General features: G+C 68.2%; 21 protein-coding genes. 18 read left to right on the forward strand and 3 right to left on the reverse strand.

What is annotated here, in order from left to right:
- On the forward strand, positions 1 to 343 hold a 343-nt coding region (locus MKL20_RS06460), incomplete at its 5' end, for a hypothetical protein (protein ID WP_244035985.1).
- 51 nt (positions 344 to 394) lie between these two features.
- On the opposite strand, the gene MKL20_RS06465 is transcribed toward MKL20_RS06460, so the two are convergent.
- The gene (locus MKL20_RS06465; RefSeq protein WP_244035986.1) at positions 395 to 565 is read right to left on the reverse strand and encodes a hypothetical protein; all 171 of its coding nucleotides are present in this window, start codon (positions 563 to 565) and stop codon (positions 395 to 397) included.
- Between the two features lie 195 nt (positions 566 to 760).
- On the opposite strand from MKL20_RS06465, the gene MKL20_RS06470 reads away from it, so the two are divergent.
- Genes MKL20_RS06470 through MKL20_RS06495 form a run of 6 tightly spaced genes read left to right on the forward strand, consistent with a single transcriptional unit; the run spans position 761 to position 5,887 of the window.
- Complete coding sequence (locus tag MKL20_RS06470; RefSeq protein ID WP_244035987.1) at positions 761 to 1,210, forward strand: hypothetical protein; 450 nt, start codon at positions 761 to 763, stop codon at positions 1,208 to 1,210.
- Positions 1,207 to 2,898 carry a hypothetical protein gene (locus MKL20_RS06475; protein ID WP_244035988.1) on the forward strand — a complete coding sequence of 564 codons (1,692 nt, stop codon included), beginning with the start codon at positions 1,207 to 1,209 and terminating at the stop codon, positions 2,896 to 2,898. The genes MKL20_RS06470 and MKL20_RS06475 overlap by 4 nt, the downstream gene beginning before the upstream one ends.
- 2 nt (positions 2,899 to 2,900) lie before the next feature.
- Positions 2,901 to 4,571, forward strand: coding sequence for a hypothetical protein (locus tag MKL20_RS06480; RefSeq protein ID WP_244035989.1), 1,671 nt, complete (start codon positions 2,901 to 2,903; stop codon positions 4,569 to 4,571).
- 11 nt (positions 4,572 to 4,582) lie between these two features.
- Complete coding sequence (locus MKL20_RS06485; RefSeq protein WP_244035990.1) at positions 4,583 to 5,146, forward strand: hypothetical protein; 564 nt, start codon at positions 4,583 to 4,585, stop codon at positions 5,144 to 5,146.
- A gap of 55 nt (positions 5,147 to 5,201) precedes the next feature.
- Positions 5,202 to 5,456, forward strand: coding sequence for a hypothetical protein (locus MKL20_RS06490; RefSeq protein WP_244035991.1), 255 nt, complete (start codon positions 5,202 to 5,204; stop codon positions 5,454 to 5,456).
- Positions 5,457 to 5,458: 2 nt separating this feature from the next.
- Positions 5,459 to 5,887, forward strand: a complete 429-nt coding sequence (locus MKL20_RS06495) for a hypothetical protein (RefSeq protein WP_244035992.1) — start codon at positions 5,459 to 5,461, stop codon at positions 5,885 to 5,887.
- 11 nt (positions 5,888 to 5,898) lie between these two features.
- Here MKL20_RS06495 and MKL20_RS06500 read toward each other — a convergent pair whose 3' ends face one another.
- Entirely contained in the window at positions 5,899 to 6,066 is a 168-nt protein-coding gene (locus tag MKL20_RS06500) for a hypothetical protein (protein WP_244035993.1), read from the reverse strand.
- Positions 6,067 to 6,173: 107 nt separating this feature from the next.
- Between MKL20_RS06500 and MKL20_RS06505 the strand changes: the two genes are divergently transcribed.
- The 9 genes from MKL20_RS06505 (at position 6,174) to MKL20_RS06545 (ending at position 12,913) form a co-directional block, all read left to right on the forward strand.
- Positions 6,174 to 6,584: a septal ring lytic transglycosylase RlpA family protein gene (locus MKL20_RS06505; protein ID WP_244035994.1), complete on the forward strand. Its 411-nt coding sequence runs from the start codon at positions 6,174 to 6,176 to the stop codon at positions 6,582 to 6,584.
- Entirely contained in the window at positions 6,584 to 6,805 is a 222-nt protein-coding gene (locus MKL20_RS06510; protein WP_244035995.1) for a hypothetical protein, read from the forward strand. The genes MKL20_RS06505 and MKL20_RS06510 overlap by 1 nt, the downstream gene beginning before the upstream one ends.
- Before the next feature lie 10 nt (positions 6,806 to 6,815).
- Positions 6,816 to 7,871 carry a peptidoglycan-binding protein gene (locus MKL20_RS06515; RefSeq protein WP_244035996.1) on the forward strand — a complete coding sequence of 352 codons (1,056 nt, stop codon included), beginning with the start codon at positions 6,816 to 6,818 and terminating at the stop codon, positions 7,869 to 7,871.
- Entirely contained in the window at positions 7,871 to 8,320 is a 450-nt protein-coding gene (locus MKL20_RS06520) for a hypothetical protein (RefSeq protein WP_244035997.1), read from the forward strand. The genes MKL20_RS06515 and MKL20_RS06520 overlap by 1 nt, the downstream gene beginning before the upstream one ends.
- Before the next feature lie 46 nt (positions 8,321 to 8,366).
- The gene (locus MKL20_RS06525) at positions 8,367 to 8,567 is read left to right on the forward strand and encodes a hypothetical protein (RefSeq protein ID WP_244035998.1); all 201 of its coding nucleotides are present in this window, start codon (positions 8,367 to 8,369) and stop codon (positions 8,565 to 8,567) included.
- Positions 8,568 to 8,737: 170 nt separating this feature from the next.
- Positions 8,738 to 9,373 (forward strand): hypothetical protein, encoded by a 636-nt coding sequence (locus MKL20_RS06530; protein WP_244035999.1) that lies wholly within the window; start codon positions 8,738 to 8,740, stop codon positions 9,371 to 9,373.
- 735 nt (positions 9,374 to 10,108) lie between these two features.
- Positions 10,109 to 11,011 (forward strand): hypothetical protein, encoded by a 903-nt coding sequence (locus MKL20_RS06535; RefSeq protein ID WP_244036000.1) that lies wholly within the window; start codon positions 10,109 to 10,111, stop codon positions 11,009 to 11,011.
- A gap of 34 nt (positions 11,012 to 11,045) precedes the next feature.
- Positions 11,046 to 11,435 (forward strand): EamA family transporter, encoded by a 390-nt coding sequence (locus MKL20_RS06540; protein WP_244036001.1) that lies wholly within the window; start codon positions 11,046 to 11,048, stop codon positions 11,433 to 11,435.
- Entirely contained in the window at positions 11,432 to 12,913 is a 1,482-nt protein-coding gene (locus MKL20_RS06545; protein ID WP_244036002.1) for a UbiA family prenyltransferase, read from the forward strand. The genes MKL20_RS06540 and MKL20_RS06545 overlap by 4 nt, the downstream gene beginning before the upstream one ends.
- A 294-nt stretch (positions 12,914 to 13,207) precedes the next feature.
- On the opposite strand, the gene MKL20_RS06550 is transcribed toward MKL20_RS06545, so the two are convergent.
- Entirely contained in the window at positions 13,208 to 13,687 is a 480-nt protein-coding gene (locus MKL20_RS06550) for an atp-dependent helicase (RefSeq protein ID WP_244036003.1), read from the reverse strand.
- A 157-nt stretch (positions 13,688 to 13,844) separates the two neighbouring features.
- Here MKL20_RS06550 and MKL20_RS06555 point away from each other — a divergent pair, with 157 nt between their 5' ends.
- Both MKL20_RS06555 and MKL20_RS06560 read left to right on the forward strand, forming a co-directional pair.
- The gene (locus MKL20_RS06555) at positions 13,845 to 14,411 is read left to right on the forward strand and encodes a NifU family protein (protein WP_244036004.1); all 567 of its coding nucleotides are present in this window, start codon (positions 13,845 to 13,847) and stop codon (positions 14,409 to 14,411) included.
- 465 nt (positions 14,412 to 14,876) lie between these two features.
- Positions 14,877 to 16,568 carry a methyl-accepting chemotaxis protein gene (locus MKL20_RS06560; RefSeq protein WP_244036005.1) on the forward strand — a complete coding sequence of 564 codons (1,692 nt, stop codon included), beginning with the start codon at positions 14,877 to 14,879 and terminating at the stop codon, positions 16,566 to 16,568.
- Positions 16,569 to 16,613 lie beyond the last annotated feature (45 nt).

A 16,613-nucleotide genomic window follows, 5' to 3' on the forward strand; every position in this document is an offset into this window, starting at 1 on the left:
GCCGACGGCGGCCGGTACACCATCGGGCTCGCCGACCGAGGTCAGCAGCGCGAACCGCGCCTACTTCCTCGCCTGGAACGATGCGACCGCCAAGGCGAACCTCGTCGGCCTGCACAACAGCAACGCGGCCGGCTCGACCAACACGACATCGCTGAGCTTGGACGGAGTGGGGATCGGAAATTCGATCTCGCACTACATGCCGGCCGCCAACGTCTCGCAGGCGGTGTCGGTGGCAGCGCAGGTTACGCCGTCCGAGGGCCTTCACTATTTTGGCTTCCTCGGCTCCGTGAACGGCAACACGGGCGTGTGGTCGGCCTCGGTCGGGGGTTCGATCTGGCAGTGAGCCTCGTCCCCCAGGTCGATCGCTTTCTCCGCCATTGCGCCGAGACGGCCTTCAGACCCCGGCATCTCTGATCGTCTCGACGTAGGCCTCCTCGGCGGCCGCCTCCTCTGCGCTGCCGACCGGGGCGTTCGGATCCGGCTTCACCAGTTCTTGAGCCTCCGGCGTCTCCGGCAGCGGCACATCTCGGCCGTCCAGTTCCTCGACCCGTTCCGTCCCGCCCACCGCCGCCTCCCGTGCACCGCCCCGCGTCGCTCGAGCGGTCAATGGCGGGGCGACCTGTCGCGTTCCACTCGCGGCTCCCAACCCTTCCGACCTCCACCCCGGAGAGCGCCAGCGCTCCCCGTCCGCATGCCCGTGCCGCGCCGATCAGACTTCACCTGACTGGCCTGGGCTTCTGTCCTGACCGCGGAGAGCGCCGTGGCGATGACGCCGGCTCAGTTCATGGCCCTGCTGACGCAGCAGGAGCAAGCCGCGATCAGCACGGCGTCGCTGCAAAACCCGCAGGTCCTCGCGTTCCTGATGATGCTGGGGTCTGGGCCGAGCGTCTCGATCAACGACGCGCGGACGGTCCAGGCCTTCACCGTCATGGTCAGCCTGAAGATCATGGTGCAGGTCCGGGCCGACGCTCTGATGGCCGCGATCAAGGCGGCCACCCCGACGGCCCCGGCGATCGTCGCGGCCGCGAAAGCCGTCGCTTCGCCCCCGCAGATCGACGGCAGCTTCTGGGTCACCGAGACCTACACCGTCTCCGACGGGACCGTCTGGACCTATCAGAGCCTGTATCCGCAGGGCGCTGACTACCAAGCCGTCGTCGCCAAGCGCGCCGCCTCCATGAACGCGAGCCTCATCGGAGCGGCGGTGCCATGAGTAACCTGTACTGCTCCAGCGTGGCCTACGCGGCCGTCGCGGCCTGGGCGCAGGGAACCTACACCGTCGGGCAGATCGTGCGCCCGAGCAACCCCGCGGTCGGCAACGAGCGCTGCTATCGCTGCACTGGCCCGGGCACGACCGGGGCGAGTGAGCCCACCTGGGCCACCGGCAAGGGCAGCGCCACCACTGACAGCGGCGTGACCTGGACGGAGGTGACGGGGCAAGAAGCCTATCAGGCGCCCGGTGCCTGGGCCGCGCCGCACGCGCGCATCGCCAACATGACCGCTTGGATGGCCGCCGGCGACGTCGGCTATTGCTCGAACGATCACGCCGAGACGCAGGCCTCGGCGATCTCGATCAACACACCGGGCGGTCTCTCGGCGCCGAACTACATCGAGAGCGTGCGACGGGACGGCTCCAGCCACATCCCGCCGCAGGGTTCGGACTATCAGGCGGGCGCCACGGTCTCGACCACCGGCGGCAACAACATCAGCATCGCGACCGGCGGCAGCGGTCTCATCAGCACGCGCGGCATCGCGTTCACCGCCGGCAGCGGCACGGGTTCAGCGTCGATCAACATCGGATCCGGCGGCGGCTCCCAGCAGACGCTGCGCAACTTCACGCTCACGCTCGGCGGTTCGGGCGGGGGGAGCATCACGACCCAGAACGCCAACTTAGCCCGCTTCCTGGACGGGGCGGTCGTATTCACCAGCGCTTCGCATTCGATCGGGTGTCTCGGGCGCACAAAGTGGAAGAACGTCGCCTTCGCGCTCACCGGCACGGTTCCGACCTGGCTGTTCGGTTCGTTCGGCTACAACACCGCCATCATGGATTTCGAGGCGTGTGACTTCTCGGCGTTCGTGTCCGGCAAGACCCTGTTCTTCCCGCAGGTGTCCGCCGCGGTCGCGACCTTCAAGGACTGCATCGTCGACGCCGGTGTGACGAAAGCCACCACCGGCACGTATCCGGTGGAGGCGATCTTCGTCCGCACGGCCGCGACCGGGGTCACCTACACCGAGGAGCGCTACGACCCGTTCGGCTCGCAGGTCGACGAGACCGTGATCGTCCACACCGGCGGCGCCAGCGACGGGACGACGGCCAAGAGCCGCAACATCACCGCTGGCGTCAACGCGACCTGGAACGCGCCGTTCGAGGCGCTCCCCGTCGCCACCTGGAACGCGGCCACCGGCGCGGCGAAGACGGCCACCCTGGAGGGCATCTACAATGGCGCCGCCCTGCCGACGAACGATCAGATCTGGATCGATGTCGAGTATCTGGGGTCGTCCGCGAGCCCGAGGGGCAGCTACGCGAGCGGCACGAAGGCGACCCGCATCGATGCCGGCGCGGCTCTCCCCGCCTCGACCGAGGCCTGGGACAGCCTGGCCGCGGCCCGGGCGAACTCGACCACGTACGCCCTCGGCGCGGTGATCAAGCTCGCCTCGAACCCCGGGCGGATCTTCTTCTGCACGGGGCAGGGCCAGTCGGCGGCGAGTGAGCCGGCCGGCTACGCCTCCGCGGTCGACGGCGGATCGGTCACGGACGGCGGCGCGACCTTCCGCGCCGGGGTGAGGTTCAAGCTCCAGGCGAGCTTCACCGCGGCGCTCGCGGGCCCGGTCACGATCTATCCGAAGGTCGGCAAGGCGTCCGCGACCTTCTACGTTGACCCGAAACCCACGGTGGCCTGACCATGGCGCGCCAATACGCGATCCTCGGACCGTTCGGCGCCCTCTACCTCGACGAGGAGGCCGCTCGGGAGGCGACCTACGGCGGCGTCCTGGTCAGCGAGACGTCCGGAGGCTCGACCGCCCCCGGCACTGGAGCGACCTACGCGGCCGGCATCGGCATCGCGGCCGCCCCGGGCCAGCTCGGGGCGGCCCTGCTCGCCGGCGTCAGCACCGCCGCCCTGGCGGTCGCGTCGGGCGCGACGGCCGCCGGCGCCACGCTCTACGGCGCGAACCTGGCGCTCTCCGTCCTTGCGCCGCTGGCCGCCACCGTGGCCGCGCAAGTGTCGGCCTCGGCCGCCCTCGCCGCCGCGCCCGGCCTGTCCGGGGCGGCGCAGGGGGCGATCGCCGCCGCGCTGTCGGTCGCCGCGCTGGCGGGGCAGGCGGGCGCGTCGGGCCTCTCGGCCGCCTCGGTCCTCGCGCTGGCGCAGGGCGCCGGGCTTGGCACCTCCAACGCGATCACCGCCGCACAGGCGGCCGCGCTGGCACTGGCGGTGGCGCAGGCGTCGAACGCCGGCGGCGCGACCTACGCGTCGGCCATGGCGCTCGCGGCGTCCGCGCTCCTCGCCGGCGCGGGACAGGGATCCGCGGCGGCGGCCGCCGCGCTCGCCGTCGCCCCCGGCACGGCCGGTGCCGGCGCGCTCGGTGCGGCCAGCGCGGTCGGGTTGGTCCAGGCCTCGGCCGGCGCCGCTGTCTCAGGCGCCGTCCTCTCCGCGGCGGGGACGCTCGCGCAGGCGCCGGGGGCCGCGACCGCCTCGGCCGTCGCCGGGTCCGGGGCCGCGAGCCTCGCTCAAGCGCTCGCCGCCTCGATGTCGACCGGCGGGGCGCAGAGCTACAGCGCGGCGATGGCCCTGGCCGCATCCGCGATCCAGGCCTCGGCAGGTCAAGCGGTCGGTGCCGCCGCCGCGCCGCTTGCGGCGAGCCTCGGGCTCTCCGGGTCGGCCGCCGCCCTGTACGCCGGGGCGGTGGCGCTGACCCAGGCCCGTGGCCAGGGCGGGCAGGCCGCGGCCATCGCGGTCGCGGCGGCCGCGCTCGTCCAGGCGATGGGCGTCGCCGCAGGCACGGGCGGCGGGCAGAGCTACGCCGCGGCGGTTACGCTCGCCGCGCGCGCCCTGCAGGCGGCCGACGCCGCCACCGGCCAGGCGGCGCTCGCGGGCCTCGCCGCGGCCGCAGGCGCCAGCGCCGGCGGCACGATCGCCACCGCGGACTCCGCCGCCCTGGCGAGCCGTGCAGCCGCGATTGCCACCGGGGCGGTCACGGTCGCTCTCGGCACGAGCTTCCGCGCCGCGACGCAGGTCGCGGCCGGCGGCGGCCTGTTCGTCTCCGGCAGCCTCACCCTGCCGGCGGCGGAAGGTCTCGCCGGACAGGCCGGCGTCGCCTCCGCCTCGACGATCGCGTTCACGGCCCGGCTCGACCAGGCCGCAGCCGCATCGATCGGGGCCGCGGCGGCGGCGCAGTTCGCCGCGCAAGCCGCGCTCGGCGCGCTGCTCTCCACCGGCGACCCGTACGCGGGCGCGCCGCAGATCCAGGGGACGCGCGTCGTCACCCTCACCCTCGACGGCCGCCGGCTGGGGACGCGCACCCTCGCCGGCACGATGCAGGTCAGCCTGACCCTGCAGGGCACCACGCGCCACTAGGATCGACCGACATGATGGGACGTTTGGGCGCCGGCCTCGCGGCCGCGGGCGGAGCTGTGGCGCGCGCGCTCTCGGGCGGTGCGGTGAAGCCGCGCACCTTCCACGCCGTGCAGTGCTTCGGCGCCGACGGCGCGCTGAAGTGGGAGGAGACGATCGAGAACCTGACCGTCAATGTCGGGCTCGCCTACATGCTCTCCACCTTCTGGAAGGGGGCGAACTACACGGCCGCGTTCTACGTCGGCCTCAAGGGCTCCGGCACGATCGCGGCCGCCGACACGATGGCCTCGCACGCGGGCTGGTCCGAGATCACGCAGGTCAGCCAGGCCGCACGCCAGACGCTCACGTTCGGCGCGGTGTCGGGCACGACCACGGCCTCGCTCGACAACTCGGCCGCGCAGGCGGTCTACAACCCGACCGCGAGCGTCTCCGTCGCAGGCGCCTTCGTCACCACGGACAGCACGCTCGGCGGCACCGCCGGCACGCTGATCGGCGCCTCCGACTTCGCGACGCCGCGCTCGCTGATCGCCGGGGACACCCTCAAGGTCACCACCACGATGACCACCGCGAGCGGCTAAGCGCATCCTCGCCGCCGCCGCCTCGTCTCGAAAATCCCGACCGGAGATCCACGTCATGAAAGACGTCCGCTTCGCCATGACCGTCGAACATCGCTTCGTCCACGACAAGGACGAGGGGATCGTCGCGCACAACGACGTCGCCGCCATCGGGGCCCGCGAGGTCGCCCGGGCCGAGATCCATGAGACCGACCTGGTCGGCGCCGTGTGGAAGGTGCCCGAAGGCGCCGAGATGCGCGTGCCGGACAAGTGCGCAGCCAAGCTGATCGCCCTGGGCTACGCCGAGCTCATTGACACCGCCGCGGCGGCCTGACCATGGCCGGCGAGCGCAACGGACCCGCGCTCGATCAGGGCGTGCTGGTCTTCCAGGCGGCGGGTGCGACCTACACCGTCCCGATCAAGGATCCGGATCCCACGGCGCCGCGTCCAGACATGACGGGCGCCACCGCTGCGTGGTGGGCGGGCCCGGCTCCGGTCGGTCGCCCGCAGGGGCCGCAGTTCGCTTCGGTCGCGAACCTGCCGGGCGCGTTCACCAAGGCGCTCACCATCGTGACCGACCCCACGGGCGGGTTCATGGTGGTCCTCGACATCGCGCCGGACGACGTCGCGGGCTTCGCGCCCACGGGCCTCTACCAGCACGAGATCTGGATCACGGAGGTCGGGCGCCGGCCCTACCCGATCACGATCGGAACCCTCGTGATCCGCGGCACCGTCAAGGGTGCCGCTGGGTCGGCCGGCGCGTAGCCGTCCGGCTCTCAGCGGAGACGATCGGCGACGAAGACGAGCATGTGGCCGAGCTCGACCGCGGCCATCCGACCGACGAGCACGATCAGCGCGACGTTGGCGATCAGGCCGGCGGCGATGATGGCCAACGCCAGTTCTTGGCGCAGGACCACCCATTGCCGCGCGCGCCAGATCGTCATCGTCACCCTCCCGCTGACCGGCCCTACGCGATCGCGTTCTGACCGTTCGATGTAGCGGCACAGCGGCCCCGCGCACCCTACCCCTTTCGACACGTCGGAGATCCACCATGCTCCTGCAGCGCCTCGCGCTGCGGGCCGCAGTCGTTTGCGCGCTGCTGTCCGCATCCCCGCCGGCCCATGCGTGGGAGGGCGTCGCCTCGACTTACGGGCACGAGATTTTCCGGATCAACCCGAAGGGCCTCACCGCCAATGGCGAGCGATTCCAGCCCCACGGGATGACGGCCGCGCACTGGACGCTGCCGTTCAACACCCGCGTGCGCGTGACCGATCTCGCCACGGGTCGCAGCGTCGTGGTCCGGATCAACGACCGCGGGCCGCATCCGCGCCTGCACCGGACGATCGACCTCGCCACCGGCGCGGCCCAGGCCCTCGGCATGACGCATCGCGGGCTCGCCCGGGTGCGCCTGGCGATCCTGCGTGCACCGGGCACGGGCCGGCTGCGCCTGGCGGCTCGGTGATGCGCGCCCGCCTCTTGGCGACGTTCGCCCTGGCTCTGATCGCCTCCCCGGCGGCGGCTAGAGGACGCCCGCACCTGCCGCCGCGTCCGAGCGCCGCGAGCCTCCTGGCCGCCGCGCCGATCGCGCCGGGCGGCACCCTCATCCGCGAGGGCGAACGCATGCGCACCCTCGAGCTCGACGAACTGGCGCCGCTGCGCCTGCGCCTCTCCATTCCGTTCTGAGGACCGACCCATGACCGACTGGAAGCGGATCCTCCGCGCCGTCGCGCCGTCGGCGCGCGCCGACGTCATCGCGGCGTTCATCACCGCCGACGATCGGATCGCGGCGGCTGAGATCTCAACGCCCCTGCGGCTCGCCCACTTCGTCGCCCAGATGGCCACCGAGTCCGGCGGCTTCACCCGCCTCGAGGAGGACCTGTTCTACTCGGCCGAGCGGCTGGTCGCGGTCTGGCCGAAGCGGTTCCCGACGCTCGCCGCCGCCAAGCCCTACGCCCGCAACCCGAAGGCGCTCGCCGAGAAGGTCTACGGCGGCCGGATGGGTAACGTGCAGCCCGGCGACGGCTGGCGCTACCGCGGCGGCGGCCTGATGCAGAACACCGGCCGGGCGAACTACCGCGCCGCCGGGTTCGAGGCGGACCCCGACCGGCTGCGCACGCCGGTGGGCGCGGTCGCCGCCGCGCTGACCTTCTGGGCCGACAACGGCTGCAACGCGCTCGCCGACGCCGACGACGTCGAGGCCCTGCGCCGCCGGATCAACGGCGGCGACAACGGACTGCCTGAGTGCCGCGCCTACCTCGCCAAGGCGAAGTCCGCGCTCCGGACGATCCCGGCGCAGGCGAAGCTGAAGGCGCTGCGCTACCCCGTGGGTGCCGTCGACGGCGAGCACGGCGACCGCACCACCGGCGCCGTGCAGCTGCTGCAGAAGAAGGCCGGCCTCCCCGTCACGGGCGAGCTCGACGACGACACGGTGGCGGCGCTCGACGGCGCCGAGCCGCTGGCCGTGCCGGCCAAGGATGCCAACCTCGCCCGCAGCCGCACGGCGACCGGATCGGTCGTCGCCGCCACCGGGGGCGCCGGCGTCACCGTCGCCGACATCGTCGGGCTGAAGGACCAGATCGACGAGGCCAACGGCCACATCCAGGCCGGGACCGTCGTCGGGATGATCGTGGGCGGCCTGATCATCGCCGGCGCCCTCTACGCCCTCTACGCGCGCTGGGACGATGCCGGCCGGCCCGTGCCGGGCATCCTCGCGCGCCGCTTCCCTCGCCTCACCGGAGCGCGCGCCTGATGTTCGACTTCTCTACGACCGGCATCCTGCTCGCGGTCGCACCCCTCCTGTGGGCCGCGATCTCCCCGGTGACGCTGAAGATCCTCAGCGCCGCTTTCTTCATCCTGGTCATCGGGCGGATCGTCCTGCCCGCGCGCCTGCGCATCCTCACCGTGACAACGGCCGCCGGCGTCGCCGCCTTCGCCTTCTGCTGGCAGGTCGCGGTGACCGACGGAGCGCGGTGCATGCAGGCCCACGACCACGCCCTCGCGATCCGGGCGGAGCGCGAGCGGGCCGACCTCGCCGAGGCCCTCACCCGCGATCTCGCCGAGCAGGCCACCCGCGACCTCGCCGCCGAACAGGCCGACCGCGCCAAGCTGAAGGATCTCAACGATGTGCTCGCCAAGAACTCGCGCCGCGATGATGTCTGTGTGCCTCAGCCTCTCAGCCGGCGGTTGCGCCAGCTCTAGGATCGAGCCGCCCGCGATCGATCCGGCCGCGCCCGCCGATATCCGGGTGACGCTGCCGGCCCCGCCGGCGGGCATCGAGGCCTGCCTGCGCGGAAGCTTCCCGGATATCCCGGATCGATCCCTGACGCAGGGCGATGTCGTCCGGATCATCGCCCGGGCCAAGCTGCTGGACCGCGAGAAGGCCCGGTGCAGCGACCGGGCGCTGTCCTGGATCGCGGCCGTCCGGCGCGACTTCGCCAGGCCCTGACCGACACTAAGGCCCGCGAAAGTTTCGCGGGCCTTAGTGTCGATCGCGCGAACCTTTGCCTCTCATTCACCCGCCACAACACGTCTTGCCTCTCACCGGGGCGGGCTCGTGCAAATCAACGCGTGACCGGAACACCGGCGCGCGGCTCTCCGGCCTTGGGGGCCAGGACGATGACCCAGAATCTTCAGCAGACCCAGCAGATGCAGTCGCCACCGATAATCGGCAACCTGGAGGCTCGGCTGGAACGGCAGGAGACCCGGCTCGACGGGTTCGGTTCGATCCTCGACAACGTCGTGAAGAGCCTCGGCGCCCTGAGCGACAAGCTCGACCGCCGCAGCGCCACGCCGTGGGCGGTGATCTGGGGCGCCATGGGTACGTGCGTGACCGTCGCCGCGTTGATCGGTGGCCTCGCGTTCTATCCTCTGAAAGATGGACAGGCCGACCTCAAGAGCTCGCTGCTGCTCATCCAGGACAAGGCCGACAAGCGCATTGAGGGGTTGGCGGCGAACCAAGTCACCCGCGCCGAGCACGAGGTGCACTGGCGCTCCCAGGACCGGGATTACGACTTCATGCGGGACCGCATCGGCCGGGTCGAGGCCCGGGCGGTGAAGGGCCTCGACGAGATGAAGGCCGCGATTGAGCGTCTAGAAGACCGTGTTGTGGCACGGAGCGAGCTACAGGGCCGCTTCGACGCGCAGGACCGGGTGGTCGGCATGCTGCGCGGCGAGGTCGACGAGCATGTCCGGGCGTTCAACGAGCGGCAGCAGCGCCGGATCGATGCGCTGGAAGCGGCGCCGCGCAAGTAGGCCCGACCCTGTGTGAAATTCACATAGAGTCCGAGCGTATCGCTTCACACCCCACTTCACACCCCACTTCACACCCAAGGCGCCCGAGCTTCGGCTCGGGCGCCTTTTGTCGTTTCGGCAACCATTGGCCCGTACCGCGGTCGGCAAGTCAGACTTCCCGCCCGACGTAGCCACCTGGCGCGACCAGATCGAACGCTTGTCCAAGCGCGCCTCGCCCTGCCGCCCTCGATCGTAAGGCCGAGCGGCTTGTCGCTAACGAGATCGGTGACTTCCGAGTGCCGGGGTTCAGCTTAGGCGTGACCGGCTGGACGCTCGCCTCCGCACTTGCACTGCACAAACCGCCTGTGCACTAATGAGTTGTCTATGCTGATTTATAGATGGCGTCTCAATATGGTAATCCGAAAATCGATCGCAGCATTAAAGGAACGGCTTAGAAGCTGGCGTGAAATATAGGCTGCCCAAGGACAAGCAATGAATAGAACTGATCTAAGGCATGAGTTGGAACATGCGCGATCTTCGGACGTCGAAGGAGCGCCGATCGCTCAAATTCGCGAGAGGCGGCTGCTGAACATTGCTCCACGCATATTGCTAATTGGGCTCGCAATACTGTTCGCTGCTGCATCTTTTTCCGGATACTACACAAAGTGGCAGTTCCGCGACGTCGCCCCGGAGTCAGGGCTCAATAAGATGCTTGATGGGACTGCAATGCGACCCTACGCCTATCGGAGGCTGGTCGTGGATACGGTCAATGCGATCGATCAGGTTGCGCCCCATGCCGTCAAGCTTTTCGCCTCGCGTGTTTTGCATCGGCAGGACGGCGGGCCCCGGCTTGCCTTTCCCTCCTTTGTCGAGGGCGATAGTAGCAAGATACTGCGCTACGAATTGGTGTATTTCATCACTTATTCCAGCGCAATCGCACTTATCTTGCTCGGATACAAGCTTGCTCGAAGTGAAGGTTTTGAGCCGATTGCTGCTGGTGCGGGCGCCGCATCGTTCATGTTAATATTTCCGGTAATGCAATCCTTCGGAGGTTATTTTTATGATTACATCGAGTTGGCATTTTTCTGCTTGTTCCTGCTATTGGCTCGCAGGGCGTGGTGGCCCGCCATGCTCGTAGTCACGGTGCTCGCCACGTGGTCAAAGGAAAGCTTTTTTTTCTTCGCGGTAACTGCCTATCCCTTGCTGCGCGAGCGCAAATCGCCGCCCATGTCTGCGGCAATCACCGCAGGCTGCGTAATCCTCGCCGGGCTTACCTATGAGGTTGCACGCATCCGCTTCGGAGCCAATGCAGGCGACACTGCCGAATACCACCTCGTCGATCAACTCTACTATTTTCTATCCGGCATTTTCCTGGTGAAGTGGGAAATAACATACGGGGTCCCGTTGCCGCACCCGTTCAGTATACCCTGGATCATCGCGATCACCGCGTTGGTGGCTCTCGGTTGGCGATGGGTAACTCCGGCGATGCGTCAGCAGATAGCGATTGCGGCCGCACTCAACGTGCCTCTTTTCCTGCTGTTCTGCGCTCCGGGCGAGGCGCGAAACCTGAGTATGCTGTTTCCGGGTCTGCTTGTCCTCATGGCGGCTGCATTCCAAGCTGCCGCACTCCGCAGCAGCGCCTATCAGCCGCAGAGGTGACGCCATGTTAGTTTGGATACTCCTCGGGATCACGGTGGTGCTCACCGGGTGCGCGCAAATCTGCTTGAAGCTCGGCGTGCAATCGCTGCTCCTCCATGCCGATCCCGCACGTGGCGCACTGGGGCTGGTGATCGCTTTCTGGCTGGAATGGCGGCTCCTCGGCGGACTCGCGCTCTACGCTGTCGCGACGCTCACGTGGCTCTTCGTGCTGTCACGCCTGCCCTTGTCGCTGGCTTACCCGTTTGTGGGGCTGAGCTTCGTAACGGTTGCCGCACTTTCGGTCGTGCTCCTGGGTGAGCGCATCGTGCCTTTGCAAGCGGCAGGGACGGTGCTGATCGCGCTCGGCGTGATGCTGGTCGCGATGTCGGGCGACGCGAATCCGAAATCACCGCCGATGGTTCTAGACCGCGGAGGGGAACAATGAGCGTCGAGCATTTGACCACAGCACAAGCGAGGTCAGACAAGACACCGCTTTGCGTCGACCTTGATGGGACTCTTATCCACGGCGATCTGCTGTACGAGGCGGTGTTCGCCGCGCTTAAGAGGTCGCCGGGCGCCACCTTCGAGCTGCTCGGCGCCATGCTACAGGGACGATTGGCGGTCAAACACGTCCTTGCGCGCGTGGCGCCGTTCGATCCGGCACTACTTCCCTATCGCATTGATCTAGTTGAATACCTGCGCCAGGAGCGAGCGATGGGTCGCCCGATCCATCTTGTCACAGCTTCGCCGACAGCCTGGGCGGAGCAGGTGGCCGCGCACCTTGGTATCTTCGATGCCGTGTATGGATCGGAAAGCGTCAACCTGAAGGGTGCGGCCAAGGCGCGCTTCCTCGCCGAGTCGCATCCGGACGGCTACGACTATATCGGCGACGCGAAGGCTGACTTGCACGTCTGGAACGGTTCGCGCCGCGTGTTGCGCGCCGGTCGCGGGACGCGCTTGCAACTTGCGGACGCAAAAACTTCGCACCGCGACTTCCCGACAAACGTTTTCCCGCCCTTACCGCTGCTGCGAGCGATGCGACCGCACCAGTGGCTCAAGAACCTGTTGATCTTCCTGCCGCTGTGTGCGGCGCACCAGATCGACAACCTCGGGCTGGTCATTGACTCAGCATTCGCATTCATCGCCTTCTCGTTGGCGGCATCGGCCACCTACCTGTTCAACGACCTGCTCGATATCCCGTCGGATCGCGCCCATCCGCGTAAACGCACGCGGCCCTTCGCGTCGGGGGCACTGTCGATCCCGAAGGGTGTAGCGGGGGGCGCCATACTGTTCGGCGCGGCGCTGGTGATTGCGGCGCTGATCGGGGTCGGCTTCTTTGTCGTACTGATCTGTTATATTTTACTAACTGTTGCGTATTCAGTTCGTCTGAAGGCATCAATGTTGATCGACGTGTTCACGCTGGCGACACTCTACTCAGTGCGCGTCATCGCTGGCGGGGCCGCAACCGGCGTGCCGCTGTCGGTTTGGCTGCTCGCCTTCTCAATGTTCCTGTTCTTGGCGCTGGCGATTGTGAAGCGATGCGCCGAGCTAGTTGACCGTACGAAGGCTGTTAACGAGCGGATTTCGGGACGCGGATATTTTGGTGGCGATCTGTCGGTCCTGCAATCACTGGGCAGCGGGAGCAGTTTCTCTGCCGTCCTCGTCCTGTCACTCTACGCTGCCCAGCCGGAGGTCACTCGCCTCTACGCCAATCCGGCACTCCTGTGGTTTATCGGTCCCATACTACTTTACTGGTTAAGTCGCATGATGCTGCTCGCGCAGCGGGGTCACATGCATGATGATCCGATTGTCTTCGCTCTCCGGGAGCGGAAGAGCCAGATCCTGATCTTGGTCTGTGGCCTGGTGGCGCTCGCGGCGGTTAAGCTCGACATGCCTATGGGACTGATCCTCCCGGGCCAGTGATGGGACGCGAGAGCTGGCCTTTACACCCATCGGCAGTGAGGGAGAGCCACAGGGATTTTCCCGGCACGACCGCTGCGATTCGACGAGGCTGACCTGAACGGTATTAGCACCGCATCGGTCGCTGCAGTGATCTCGTCACCCGTGACGTCGGACGTTTTCCGGAGCTCGGAAACGGTGGGGTAGGAGGCCATTATCGTTCGAGCGCTCTAGGAACGAGCAACAACGCGATCAATACGTTACGCTTGAAGGCTGGTTAACCCTGACGGCCTGCGCGGTCTTGGTCGGTCGATCGCCCTATCCGGGGATGCCGAGAACTCGCCGCGCCTCGGTCAGCAGAACCGCGTGCCGGGCCGCTCCGGGGCCGTCGGTCGGCGCCTCGCGCCCGGCCCGGGCGATGATCTCCTGGAACCGGCGCCGGTCGAGGGCACGGCCACCAATGCTGTCGAGCACGGCACCGAGCACGGCCCGGACGGCTTCGGTGCGCTCGTCGGCCTCGGCGACGGCGTCCGCGGAAGCCGCGCTGGTCCGCGCCTCGGCCAGATCCGCCTCCAGGGCGCTCGTTCTGGCCCGGGTTGCCGCCAGCTCGGCCGTCAAACGCTGCACGTCCTGCCAGGCCAGGTCGTGCTGGTGCGTGCGCAGGGCGAGCAGCACCTTGAGCGACGCCGCATCCTCGCGCGCGGCCTCCAGCTTGGCCTGCGCGGCCCGCAGGTCGTTCAGCAACTCCTGCGCGAGCATCCCATCCCCGGTTACATCCACCGCCGGCTCCGTCAGCATGTCGTTTGGCCCGTCCTGACGGCGCATGGCGCGAATGTCCACTCCGCAGGTGCTTGGGCCCGGTTGAGAAAATCCACCCGCCGGTCCACATGGAAGGCGGTGCCCTATGGTGCCTGTCCCGGCCGGCCTTGAACCGGCGCAGCGGAGTTCGCCGACCATGTTCATCCAGACCGAAGCCACGCCGAACCCGGCGACCCTCAAGTTCCTCCCCGGCCGCGTCGTCCTGCCCGAATCCACCTTCGAGGCGCGGGATGCCGAGACGGCCGTACGCTCCCCCCTTGCCTCCGCGCTGTTTTCCGTCCCGGGCGTCGCCGGCGTGTATTTCGGCCACGACTTCGTCTCCGTCACCAAGGCGGAGGACGGCTCGGAATGGGCGCAGGTGAAGCCCGCCATCCTCGGCGCGATCATGGAGCATTTCCAGTCCGGCGCCCCGGTGATGGCCGAAGGCGGCCTCGATGATCAGGGCGGCGAGGACGAGTTCTACGACGCGGCCGACCACGATACGGTCGTGACCATCAAGGACCTGCTCGAGACCCGGGTGCGCCCGGCGGTGGCCGGTGACGGCGGCGACATCACCTTCCGCGGCTATAAGGAAGGCGTGGTCTACCTGGAGATGAAGGGCGCCTGTTCGGGCTGTCCCTCCTCCACCGCCACCCTGCGGCACGGCGTGCAGAACCTGTTCCGGCACTTCCTGCCGGAGATCCGCGAGGTCCAGGCGATCTGAGGCCCGACGCAGTCGTCGAGACGCGCCTATGACCGACGCCGGCGGCCAAGAACCGCCGGCGTTTTTGCGTTGAGATTGCCTGCCTGAAGGACTGGACGAAGGTGCCGTCGCCGGCCGTAGCACTCAGATTTCCGGCTGAGACCCGCTCCCGGTCGCAGCGAAGGCCGCCTGCGGCGCTCAAACCGCTTGGCCTGGATCCGCTCCGCGTCGCGTACGGCGATCGTCAGAATGTAACTGGCTGGTTGTCATTACGGTAAATCGCCCAATATCAATATTATATGCGCAAGTACTTTATATTTTACCATTTTTAATACTAATATTGTTTCCTTAATGGTGTTCAAAAGTATTGCAAATATGGAGTGCGAAGTATTATTACAACGTCAAGTCCATGCAAACTGTCGCAGTCCTGCCTTGACGTAAGGTTTCGTCATGCGGTTCGTATCTCATGGTCTTCCGGGGATTCGCATGAACCTGCTCATCCGCACGAACATTGTCACGAAGCTGCTGGCGATCAACCTGATCATCGCGGTGATCGTGGGCGGTTGCATCTGGTTCGCGCAGTCCCGGATGACGGTGATCGACCAGATCTACACGAGCCTGATCGCCCGGGAGGCCAAGGCGGTGTCGAACGTGCGGCGGACCAACCGGCTGCACAACACGTTGAACTACCTGATGTATCGGACGATCGCGGAGACCGACCCGGAGCAGATCCGCCAGGCGGGCGCGCAATTCGACGTCATCACCGGGCAGACCGACAAGACCCTGTCCGATCTCGCACAACAGGTCCCGGCTTTCTCCGATCTCATCCAGGCCCAGCGCGAGCGCACCGCGCGCTTCGTGGCGGAGGCGTCGGAGGTGCGGCGTTTGGCGGTCGCCGGTGAGGAGAGCGCCGCCCTCAAACAGGCGCGCGAGAAGAGCGAGCCGATCTTCGCCACCCTCGGCGTTGAGGGGACGAAGCTCGGGGACGCGATCGAAGATTACATGCGCAAGCGCTCGCGGGATCTCACGGACGAGACCGACGCGACCCGCTACAGCCTGATCGGCTTCGGAGCCCTCGGCCTGTTCATCGGCATCCTCTGCTCCCTGCTGGTTTCCACCGTCGGCATCACCCGGCCGCTCGACCGCTTGGTCGCGGTGCTCCAGCGCATGGCCAAGGGCGAGATCGAGGCCGAGATCGCGGAGGCACGCCGGGGCGACGAGATCGGCGCGGTCGGACGGGCCGTGGAAGGCATCAAGGCCATGGTCGTGCAGAAGGCCGCCGAGGAGGCCGAACTCAAGCGGAAGGCCGACGAAGCCGCGGCCGAGGCGCGGCGGCGCACCATGGTCGAGCTGGCCGATCATTTCGAGGAGGCGGTGGGCGGCATCGTCGGCCGGGTCTCGACCTCGGCCACCGAGCTTCAGGATACGGCGCAGTCCATGACCGCCACCGCGACTCAGACCGCCGGCCAGACCACGACGGTCGCCTCCGCGGCCGAGGAGGCGGCCGCCAACGTCAACACCGTGGCGGCAGCCGCCGAGGAACTCGGGGTCTCGATCGGCGAGATCGGCCGGCAGGTCGAGGGGGCCTCCGACCTGGCCCAGCGGACGGTGGGCGAGGCCGACCAGACCGGTGCCCTGATGCAGGAGCTGAGCAGTTCCGTGGCGCGGATCGGTGACGTGGTCGGGCTGATCGCCTCGATCGCCAGCCAGACCAACCTGCTGGCGCTGAACGCGACCATCGAGGCGGCCCGCGCCGGCGAGGCCGGGCGCGGCTTCGCGGTGGTCGCCGCCGAAGTGAAGGAACTGGCCGAGCAGACCGCCAAGGCCACCGACGAGATCGCCGCCCAGATCGGCCGGGTCCAGGGCGCCACCGGCCAGGCGGCGTCGGCGATCGGCTCGATCGTGGGCCTGATCCGCGAGATCAGCGGCGTGGCGACCAGCATCGCCGCCGCGGTCGAGGAGCAGAGCGCCGCGACCCAGGAGATCGTCCGCAACGTCGCGCAGGCGGCGAGCGGCACCGGCGAGGTGACGCACAACATCGTCGGGGTGGCGAAGGCCTCCGAGGCGACCGGCTCGGCGGCCAACCTGGTCCTGACCTCGGCCTCCGAATTGTCCCGGCAATCCGAGCAGCTGAACGTCGAGGTCCGCGAATTCCTCACGGTCGTCCGGGCGGCCTGAGGCTCGGCGCGTCGGCCGACCGGCGCAAGCCGGCAACACTTCACC

Origin of the sequence: Methylobacterium sp. E-066 (genome assembly GCF_022829635.1) — a bacterium.
GTDB lineage: Bacteria > Pseudomonadota > Alphaproteobacteria > Rhizobiales > Beijerinckiaceae > Methylobacterium.